This window comes from Elusimicrobiota bacterium (assembly GCA_041658405.1).
Lineage (GTDB): Bacteria > Elusimicrobiota > UBA5214 > JBBAAG01 > JBBAAG01 > JBBAAG01.
Map to the genome: position 1 here is coordinate 1 of JBBAAG010000101.1, position 9,044 is coordinate 9,044.

At 39.0% G+C, this 9,044-nt stretch carries 6 protein-coding genes; all 6 read left to right on the top strand.

The window, feature by feature from the left end; all coding sequences use genetic code 11:
- Positions 1-321 precede the first annotated feature (321 nt).
- Complete coding sequence (locus tag WC955_12185) at positions 322-519, top strand: hypothetical protein (GenBank protein ID MFA5859811.1); 198 nt, start codon at positions 322-324, stop codon at positions 517-519.
- 167 nt (positions 520-686) lie between these two features.
- On the top strand, positions 687-1,145 hold the full coding sequence (locus WC955_12190; protein MFA5859812.1) for a hypothetical protein: 459 nt from the start codon (positions 687-689) through the stop codon (positions 1,143-1,145).
- Positions 1,146-1,147: 2 nt separating this feature from the next.
- Entirely contained in the window at positions 1,148-3,226 is a 2,079-nt protein-coding gene (locus WC955_12195) for a DUF87 domain-containing protein (GenBank protein ID MFA5859813.1), read from the top strand.
- A gap of 454 nt (positions 3,227-3,680) precedes the next feature.
- Positions 3,681-6,521: a right-handed parallel beta-helix repeat-containing protein gene (locus WC955_12200; GenBank protein ID MFA5859814.1), complete on the top strand. Its 2,841-nt coding sequence runs from the start codon at positions 3,681-3,683 to the stop codon at positions 6,519-6,521.
- Between the two features lie 59 nt (positions 6,522-6,580).
- The gene (locus tag WC955_12205; GenBank protein MFA5859815.1) at positions 6,581-7,051 is read left to right on the top strand and encodes a hypothetical protein; all 471 of its coding nucleotides are present in this window, start codon (positions 6,581-6,583) and stop codon (positions 7,049-7,051) included.
- A gap of 10 nt (positions 7,052-7,061) precedes the next feature.
- Positions 7,062-9,044: SUMF1/EgtB/PvdO family nonheme iron enzyme (locus tag WC955_12210; GenBank protein ID MFA5859816.1), on the top strand; the 1,983-nt coding region annotated here is incomplete at its 3' end.

Sequence of the window (9,044 nt, forward strand, 5' to 3'; positions counted from 1 at the left end):
ATGACACCGGTAGAGTTTGAGAATAGGCAAAAGAACGAGGCTTTGATTTCTACTAATTTATATGCTTGACTTAATGGGGGGCATTACATCTTGAATCCCTTTTTTGGTTCTCAAGTTTTATTTTACTAAACGCGGACTTAACAGATTGAGCATTGGATTTCCGCTTTATGCTAAGTATTTTCACCAACTGATCCCACCATGACATTATTTAATGAGTATATTCGCATATATATATTTTTCTGTGCACAGGAAAAACAAACACCAGTAACATGTATTCTACAGTATAGAAAAGTATATAAACTCCGGAGTTGTAACTGTAGAATGACAAACAAATATCAAGGATGGAAAAAGAACTTAAAAACGTTATGCGACGAGTGTACTGACATCAACCACAAACTGACGCACATCATTGAACAAACAAGACAGATTTATCATGTTTTGTCCTGTCTCGATGATTGGCGGGGATATAACACAGGTAAAACCAGTGATTATGCCAGTGACGATGAAAATAGCGTTTAACTTAAGTTCACAAATCCGTCCGCTAAAAACACAAAATGGAACCAAAATACAAATCTAACTTGAAGTATAGTAACTGCGTCTTTAGTGGTTACCAGAACAAAGACACAGATGACAATAGCTTCAATAAAGTATTTAACGACCTCCCAGAACTTAACACTTTTTATCAGTTGATAAGAAAACAAAAACAAAGTGAAGAGACGGATAATCTCTTAGACAAAATAACCTATGAACGGCATTTTCTAAAGAAGAATTCGCTCTGGCAGATAGTTGGCCTCATAAACGAACGGACAGCTGAACGGGACAAGCGTATCGATGATATTGACAAAGCTATTTGCGACGTACATACCAACCAGTTTAACTTAAACGCTAATTATTCTGATATGGACAGGCGGCTTAAAACCAATTTAGATAAGATAGGCACCGATTTAGAATTAGAAAAGTCCAAAGAACGGATCAACACCTGGCAGGACGTGTCACAATTAAGGAAAGAACTGGTACCGTTGCTTGAAGAATATTTGTCGTCTTTAAGGAAAATGGAAATCTTAAATCCGGGATATGAAGAACCGAATATCGTTAACTACAAAAAATGTCCCCCGGTATATAAAATGCCCCAGAGGCGGCCATAAAAATGGTTGACATGATTCCCAAATCGGAGGCGGTAAAACAAACAATAGAGAAACTCAAACCACTAATTGGCGAACCTACTGCCAACAAGTATTGGCTAGTATGGAACTTGGAAAACGAGGATGGCAAACAACAGATTGAAGAGATGCTGCAACTACAATATTTAAAGTTATTCGGTGAGCGGTTTAACTCGGAAGTTTCGTTTACTCCTATCCCCAAAGAAGAAGCGGACGGGAATCTATACATCGGCGATGTTGTATATAACGGAAAGAAACTTTATCCGTTTAAGTTAAGATTAAACGAACTACCTATGCACACAGCAATATTTGGCAGGTCCGGCGCGGGTAAAAGCAACACGCTCTTTTGTATGGTAACTTCCTTATTAAAAACCCAGGATACTAACACCAAAATATTGTCATTTGATTTCAAACGTGAAATGCGCGCGATTTTATCTGATAAACTGGGCAAGAATTTACGAGTGTATACGGTCGGGCGTAACGACGTAGTCCCTTTTTGCTGGAACCCGTTGATTCCGCCATCACCTGAAATTAACGCTAACAACTGGATGGAACTGATACTCGATGTATTAGGGAAAGCATTTTATGTTGGCGACGGCGCAATGGACGTTTTGAAACGAGGGATTTCTGCTTGTTACAAAGAATGGGGAGTTTATTCTAATGCTCCTAAAACTTACCCGACTTTCAAGGATGTTTACCAAAAAGTTGAATCAATGGAAATGAAAGGCCGGCAAGGAGACTGGCGAGCGAGTGCGTTAAGAGTATTACGAGCGCTTTCGTTTGGCGAACTGGGAAAAGCGTTGAGTACACCGTATCCGGTACCTTTAGATACAATTTTTAACACCCATTGCGTGTTTGAGTTAGACTCTTTATCTGCTGCCAAAAGCTCGTTTTTCACTGCTGCAATATTGTTGTGGGTTTACCAGTATGAGTTAGAACGGTTCAGCAAGGGCAACAAACCGGACGGGTTAGAACGGCTGGTAATAATTGACGAAGCGCATAACGTGTTCCCCAAACACGAAGGTAAAGAAACAACTATGGAGACCATGCTCAGGCAAGCACGGTTTCTTGGCTGCGGGATAGTATTGTCCGACCAGGTACCCAGCGAGATATCGCCGATAGCGTTAGCAAACACGATGACACACGTGAATCTGAACCAAAAGAACCGCGCAGACATAAACACTGCCGCAGCGAACCTTTTACTCACTATGGACCAAAAAGAGTCTTTGGGGCATTTGAAGTTAGGCGAGGCAATAGTAAGGATAGCGGGGAGATACACTTATCCGTTTATGATTTCCATTCCAGCAAATATGATAAAAGAGAACAAGGTTACAGACAATATGGTAAAAGCGCATATGGAAGGACTGGTTTCAAGTGATTGGTATTCCGCATATTCCGGGGTTAATTCAGGGGAAAATAGCCGAACTGAACCTATTCCGGTACCGCATAAAGAACTAACGGAAGAAGAGAAACTATTCATAATAGACATTATGAATTATCAATATGAACCTATATCTACAAGGTATAAAAGAATGAATATAAGTATAAGGAAAGGGAATAGGATAAAGAATATGTTAATGAACAAAGGTCTTATTGAGACGGAAAAGATTGAAACCGGTACCGGTTGGGTTTTGTTGTCAAAACTATCCAAAACAGGGGAATTACAAATGAAAGAACTGGGGTACAATATCGATAAACTCAACGGCAAAGCCGGTCTGGAGCATGAATACTGGCGGCACAAAATCGCGGACTATATGATGAGCAAGGGGTATAAAATAGAGATGGAAGTTCCTGTGAACGGTGAGACAGATATCATAGCTACTTTACCGGGTTCTAACCCCGAAGACGATATCAAAATTGCTATAGAAATTGAAACGGGGAAGGGGAACATCCAAAGTGCTATAGACAATATTAACAAAAATCTCAAAGCCGGCTATCATTCCATTATTTCTGTAGCAACGAACAAAAATGCTTTAGCCAGTATCAAAAACAAACTTGAGGAATTGGGGATGAATAATGATAAAAATATCAAAATCATTCTTATAAATGATTTTGTTGCCCAGTAATCGACAACCTAAAATATTTCCGTATAATATTTTGAACGAGAGAGATACTATTAACAATAGGTTAGTACTCTAAAGAAACAAATAAATATTCTGAAATGATTATCGTTAGTAATAGGAAGAAATTGTCAAAATATAACTTGACAAAACTCGTATTGCTTGCTAATAATCTTATTAATAGATTCAAACAAGCTTCATTGAATCGTTGTACCAGTGGAATCTGCAAATAATGTTGTACGTAAAACAAATAAAGGAAATTATTTTGTATAAGTTTGAACATTTTATGGGATTTTGGTGTCGTATATTAATGAGAGGCAACAAATAAATGTATCACAGTGCATTACCGGAGGGATAATGTTGAAAAAAGAAAATAAAATATTTTTGTGAACTTTTTCATTGTTTGAAGTGTCTAATATAATGAAGACAAGTACAAGGATTAAAGAAATGGGAGTAAATTATGGTTATTACCAGCAATGTTCCTGAGGATTTTAGCACGATTCAGGATGCGATTGATTATCTTGATACACAAAGTCTTGACGAAAGTAATAGAGGGATAGTTCTAGTAAACGATAATATAGTTGAGGGTAATATATCATTAAAATCTTTTATTACCATAAAAGGAAGAGGAAAAGAATATACAAAAATCAGTTCCACGAATCCAATATTTTTAATAGGCGAAAATGACTGTATTATTGAAGATTTAACAATAGCTAGTACTGCTGCAGCAGCATGCGTTCAAATTTATGCTAATGACATAACGATTTCAAAATGTAATATTGAGTCTACCAACAATACCGGAGTTTCGATATTATCAAACTCAACAGCTGTTGTTATTGAAAATTGTAATGTAAAAGGTAAGACTTATGGAATCTATTCTGAAGGTTTAATTAATTTAATTAAAGACTCTTCTATAAAAAACACAACTGCGTCAGGTACTGATAAATATGCTATTTATGTGACTTATCCAACTGAGACAGAGTACGTACTTTTATCATTGCAAAATTCACGATTTTATGGTGCACAAGGTGCTTCTCCATCAACCGAAGGTATTCCAGAGGCTGGATCTCCTGCAATGTACTTAGCGAGAGCAAACGCACATACCGAAGTAGTATTGAGTGGTTTATTTTTGGCAGGTAATTATGCATATGCTATAGATGGGGTTAAAGGTGCAATTTTAGATTTTAATGGAGGCTTTTATGGTACTAGAGTTAATACAAGTAACATAACAGTTAACGAAAACCAGCCATCGGCATACATAAAGGATATACCCTACCAAAGTTATTTATCAAATGGCGGTTTTGAAGTATGGTCTAATGGGATTAGTGTGGTTCCAGACGGGTGGAACACAGATTGGGAAGTTGCTCAAGATGTCGGTTATTTATCAAAATATTCTGCAGTACTATCAGTTTTAGAAGAAGGGACAGAAACAAAGTTATTTCAAGAAAAAGAACATCCAGAATCCTTTGCCAATAAAAAATTAAGTATTGATTGTTGGACAAAAGTGAGTTCATTAGTTCCGGATACTATAACATCAAAAGTACGTGTACGAATTAACGGTGAAATTGAAGGAGAAATATCAAACACTTCCACAGATTGGGAAAAAATTGAGTTAACAGTAGATGTACCATCAAATATAAATTCTCTTGTTATTGAATTGGTTGGTATAAGTGTTGCTGGTCCGGGAGAAGCTTTTTTTGATAATATTATGGCGGTGATAGGCATTGCTCCTGCGGATTATCGTCCTCAAACATCTATAGGACCTGATGGACTTTCAGCAAAATCCGTATTACCATTGAAGATAGCAGATAATCCATATCCAAATATTTTAGGCAATGGTGGTTTTGAAACATGGTTGACAGATACTGTTGCTGATTTTTGGATAAAAGAAACGAGTGGTAGTGGTACTGTAAGTAAGAATACAGATACCCAGTTTGTTAAGTCTGGTTCGACTAGCATTCAACTAACAAAAGTTCTAAATACAGACGTTGTGATATTGAAACAAAAAATTGAAGTATGTTCGCAGTTTCAAAATAAACCAATTAGTGTAAGCATATGGACTTATGTGTCTGCTTCCGGTCAAGCAAAGATGACAATATATGATGACAGCGCAAGTCAAAATGTACAAAATTCTGCTGAAGAAGGATGGGAATTATTAAATATTTCCAATTTTGTCCCTACCAGCGGGAGCGTATGGATAGTTTTGGAAAATGTACTGAGTATTTCCGGAAATGTATATTTTGATGATGCAATGTTGTCGTTAACTCGTGAATCAACTGATTTTATCGTCAATCCAGATAAAGTAATTGTTAAGGATTTAATCGTAGAGAATGAAATAAAGTTCAAAGAAGGAAATCTATCGGCAGGAACTACAGAAGGAATTGGATTAAAAGATAGTACGGGTAATTTAGGGGTTTGGGTAAAGGATGGTGGGGATGTTGGAATAGGAACAAGTGATCCTTCTTCAAAATTAGATGTTATCGGCAATGATGGTTCTGTCAATAATAGCGCTCCAGATGTGTTGAATGTTTTGGGTGGTACTGGCGGTGACGGAAACACAAAAGGTGGAGATATTAAACTAACAGCAGGAGTTGGCGGGGCAAATCCAAGCGCCCAAGCCGGTGTGGGTGGTAATATACTGCTATCTGGTGGAACCGGAGGAACTGGTGACATAAGTGGTAAAGGTGGAGATGTTAAAATTCAAGGCGGAAGCAGTCCAGTTGAGCCCGGGAATGTGCTACTGGCGTATGAGGGTGGAAAAGTAGGGATTGGCGTTATAAATCCTACAAAAACACTGGATGTGGCTGGAGAAATAAAAAGTACCGTAGATAATACGGAATTTTATATGGTTCCCCAGGGTGCGATAATTATGTGGTCGGGAGCGATTAATAGTATACCAACCGGATGGGCGTTATGCAACGGGAGTAATGGTACTCCGGATTTGAGGGATAAGTTCATAGTTGGAGCAGGGAATAGTTACAACGTGGCAGATACGGGTGGTTCAACGACAATGGCGCATACTCATACAGGACCAAATCATAACCATGAAGCATTTTGGGCTGACGGTTCTTATCAGGTTTGGGGATATAAGAGTGATGGTAGCTTACAGGATCATCAACTGTGGTTTTATGGAACTAAATATAATGTTACGTCAGGGAATACAGATGCATATAAAGCGTACGGAGGTATGAATAGTACGCATTATTATACTACTATGGCTGGAAATGGAATCACCGGCGCTGCTTCAAATACTGAAAATCGACCGCCATACTACGCGTTAGCATACATAATGAAATTGTAATTATTATGTATACGAAATATTATCGCTTATTACTAATTTGTTTATTCAGTATTATAATATTGAATGTATCTGTTTACGCAAAATCTGAGGGAAATCTTATCGCTAACCGTTTGTCATTAGGGTTAAACTATCCCGGGATTAATGTAAAATACAGTTTCTTAAACAACTTTGCTTTAGACGTTCATTACCAAGGCAGCGCTACGGTCGGTGTTGCAGGAACGAGGGCATGTTATTATTATGTTTTTCCAAAAATAATTATTGTTCCCTATCTAGGTTTGGAGTTAGATTATCTACAGTACAAAAATCAACAAAGCAATGATTGGACGATAACAGGGTCGTATGTTGGCGGGTTACTGGGTGTAGAATACTTTTTCTCGCGGGTGTTAAGCGTTTGCGCAGATATCGGGTACGGAAATATGAATATGGCGAGTACAACAGTCAGCGATGTTTCGTATCTCACCGACAAATACGTGGCAAATATCGGGTTGAACTTGTACATCACCGCGCCAAAACAGAATATCGGCAAATGAGGACATCATTATGAAAATTGTAAAGATTGTTATATGTATATCATCGCTGTGTTTACTTACGGGTAATTTATACTCAGCAACGTTTTCGTTAGGGATGCCTGCGGCAGTAGAGTCCGCAGCAAAAGAGTTTGAAAAAATTATTGAACAAAAACAGCAGGAGCGTATTAATAATAACAATAATATACCGCCTGCCGCGCCGGTGTTGTATGATTTCACAAGCCCGGATACCGACGGAGATTTCACGGTTCGTTGGAATTCAGTTACCAATGCGTTAAACTATATTTGCGAGGAAGACAATAATAATAGTTTTGACAGTCCTGTGACGATATATTCCGGTGCGAACACGTCGTATGACGTTGTCGGGAAATCTACGGGAACGTACTATTATCGTATGAAAGCTACGAACAGTTACGGCAACAGCGCGTGGAGCGCTGCGAAGTCAATCCGGATTCCTTTGATAAGTGGTATGGTACTTATTCCTGCGGGTAATTTCACGACCGGATCTCCGTATGTGTACTCTTCAACAACAACAATATATCTGGACGCATATTATATAGATAAATATGAAGTAACAAATGAGCAGTATAAACAGTTTATGGACGCAGGTGGGTATAGTACACAATCATACTGGACAACCGACGGGTGGACGTGGAAAACTGCAAACAATATAACTCAACCATTTGATTGGACAAGCTCCACTTTCGGGTATATCGCTAATAACGGCACGATCCTTCCCGTAGTTGGCGTAAGTTGGTATGAAGCGTATGCGTACGCGAAATGGGCCGACAAGCGGTTGCCGACGGAAGCGGAGTGGGAGAAAGCAGCAAGAGGTACTGACGCGCGGATGTATCCATGGGGTAGCACATGGCACGCCAACTATTGTAACTGGTACGACGGTACATCAGGCGATGGTACTCAGGATGGATATAGTTATACAGCGCCGGTAGGAAGTTACGAAAACGGGAAAAGCCCGTATGGGTGTTATGATATGGCAGGCAATGCGAACGAATTGTGCAACGACTGGGGCTGGATTTCTTTCATGAACTACAATCCCATCGGTCCTTCTTCAGGTACATCCAAAATATTGTGTGGCGGTTCGTGGTCAGAATCATCAACATGGTGTTTATCATATTACACTAACGGATCTTGGCCATATGATCAGTCTTTCGGTTTTCGTTGTGCAAAATCGAGCGGGACAATAATACCGACAACGCCCATTTTAAATGATATTAGCAATCCTGATATTAACGGTATTTATACGGTAAATTGGGGCAGTGTGTATTCTGTTTCAAGTTATTCATTGGAAGAAGATGATAATAGCGGGTTCAATAGTTCTGTTGAAGTGTATTTCGGAACGAGTACAACAGAAACGTTTTCATCAAAAAAGCCTGATGGCCTTTATTATTATAGGGTAAAAGCTAACGGGAGAGACGGTAGTAGTGCATGGAGTCCTGCGAAGTATGTAACAATAGTCGATACAATAACTCCGACGGTACCTATACTGGTTAGTCCTAATAATAACCAGACAGTTGATACTGAGATTATACCATTTGACTGGACGAATTCTACGGATATAAGCGGAGTAAGTTATGAATTGCAAGTGTCGAGTATTAGTTCGTTCGCTACAACAAATGTCAATCAAACAGGATTGGCAATTTCTAGTTATACGGTCAGCACGATGTTAAGTAATGACACAACCTACTACTGGCGTGTTCGCGCGAAAGACGGCGCAGCAAACCCTAATTGCAGTGGATGGAGCACTGCATGGAATTTTACTGTTGCGATAAGCACCTTACCTGGTATGGTTTTAGTTCCGGCGGGATATTTTGTTATGGGTTCGACTTTTAACGCAGCTGAACAACCGGTACATTCGGTATATCTTGATACATATTATATAGATAAATACGAAGTGACCAACGGGCAGTATAAACAGTTTGTCGATGCGTTAGGTTACAATACTTCGTCATACTGGACTACCGACGGGTGGACATGG